The 2,256-nt window shown below is 50.6% G+C and carries 1 rRNA gene; it reads right to left on the bottom strand.

Annotated features, from left to right (window positions below):
• Positions 1 to 2,256 (bottom strand): 23S ribosomal RNA (locus H346_RS0108045); the annotation flags it as partial.

The raw sequence follows: 2,256 nt of genomic DNA, 5'->3' as shown, positions 1-2,256 counted from the left end.
CCCTTGGGACCGACTACAGCCCCAGGATGCGACGAGCCGACATCGAGGTGCCAAACCTCCCCGTCGATGTGAACTCTTGGGGGAGATAAGCCTGTTATCCCCAGGGTAGCTTTTATCCGTTGAGCGATGGCCCTTCCATTCGGTACCACCGGATCACTAAGCCCGACTTTCGTCCCTGCTCGAGGTGTTGCTCTCGCAGTCAAGCTCCCTTATACCTTTACACTCTACGACTGATTTCCAACCAGTCTGAGGGAACCTTTGGGCGCCTCCGTTACGCTTTAGGAGGCGACCGCCCCAGTCAAACTGCCCATCAGACACTGTCTCCGATAGGGATTTCCTATCTGGGTTAGAGTAACCATAACACAAGGGTAGTATCCCAACAACGCCTCCAACGAAACTGGCGTCCCGTCTTCTATGGCTCCTACCTATCCTGTACATGTGGCACAGTTACTCAATATCAAACTGCAGTAAAGCTCCATGGGGTCTTTCCGTCCTGTCGCGGGTAACCTGCATCTTCACAGGTACTAAAATTTCACCGAGTCTCTCGTTGAGACAGTGCCCAAATCATTACGCCTTTCGTGCGGGTCGGAACTTACCCGACAAGGAATTTCGCTACCTTAGGACCGTTATAGTTACGGCCGCCGTTTACTGGGGCTTCAATTCATACCTTCGCTTGCGCTAAGCACTCCTCTTAACCTTCCAGCACCGGGCAGGCGTCACCCCCTATACTTCATCTTTCGATTTCGCAGAGAGCTGTGTTTTTGATAAACAGTTGCTTGGGCCTATTCACTGCGGCTGACTTTCTGTCAGCGCCCCTTCTCCCTAAGTTACGGGGCCATTTTGCCGAGTTCCTTAACGAGAGTTCTCTCGATCACCTGAGGCTACTCGCCTCGACTACCTGTGTCGGTTTGCGGTACGGGTAGTATGTAATTAACGCTAGAAGCTTTTCTTGGCAGTGTGACATCACTCACTTCGCTACTTAGTTTCGCTCCCCTTCACAGCTCAACGTTACAGATATAAGCATTTGACTCATATCACGCCTTACTGCTTAGCCAGACTCTTCCAATCGTCTGGTTGAGTTAGCCTACTGCGTCCCTCCATCACTATACATACTAGTACAGGAATATCAACCTGTTGTCCATCGGATACACCTTTCGGTCTCTCCTTAGGTCCCGACTAACCCAGGGCGGACGAGCCTTCCCCTGGAATCCTTAGTCTTACGGTGGACAGGATTCTCACCTGTCTTTCGCTACTCATACCGGCATTCTCACTTCTATGCGTTCCAGCGCTCCTCACGGTACACCTTCTTCACACATAGAACGCTCTCCTACCATTACCTCTAAAGGTAATCCACAGCTTCGGTAAACTGTTTTAGCCCCGGTACATTTTCGGCGCAGGGTCACTCGACTAGTGAGCTATTACGCACTCTTTGAATGAATAGCTGCTTCTAAGCTAACATCCTAGTTGTCTGTGCAACCCCACATCCTTTTCCACTTAACAGTTATTTGGGGACCTTAGCTGGTGGTCTGGGCTGTTTCCCTTTCGACTACGGATCTTAGCACTCGCAGTCTGACTGCCGATGATATCTCGTTGGCATTCGGAGTTTATCTGAGATTGGTAATCCGAGATGGACCCCTCACCCAAACAGTGCTCTACCTCCAAGAGACTTAACATCGACGCTAGCCCTAAAGCTATTTCGGAGAGAACCAGCTATCTCCAAGTTCGTTTGGAATTTCTCCGCTACCCACAAGTCATCCAAGCACTTTTCAACGTGCCCTGGTTCGGTCCTCCAGTGCGTCTTACCGCACCTTCAACCTGCTCATGGGTAGGTCACATGGTTTCGGGTCTACAACATGATACTATTTCGCCCTATTAAGACTCGGTTTCCCTACGGCTCCGTCTCTTCAACTTAACCTCGCATCATATCGTAACTCGCCGGTTCATTCTACAAAAGGCACGCTCTCACCCATTAACGGGCTCGAACTTGTTGTAGGCACACGGTTTCAGGTTCTTTTTCACTCCCCTCCCGGGGTGCTTTTCACCTTTCCCTCACGGTACTGGTTCACTATCGGTCACTAGAGAGTATTTAGGGTTGGGAGATGGTCCTCCCAGATTCCGACGAGATTTCGCGTGTCTCGCCGTACTCAGGATACTGCTAGGGCTTTCAAACATTTCAACTACGAGGCTTTTACTCCCTTTGGCTGACCTTCCCAGGTCATTCGTCTATGTTCTACAGTCCCACTTCGCAGTCCTACA

This window comes from Streptococcus castoreus DSM 17536, assembly GCF_000425025.1.
In the GTDB taxonomy this organism is placed as follows: Bacteria; Bacillota; Bacilli; order Lactobacillales; family Streptococcaceae; genus Streptococcus; species Streptococcus castoreus.
Note: the sequence above shows the minus strand (reverse complement) of the source record. Positions and strands in the feature narration are given on the sequence as shown.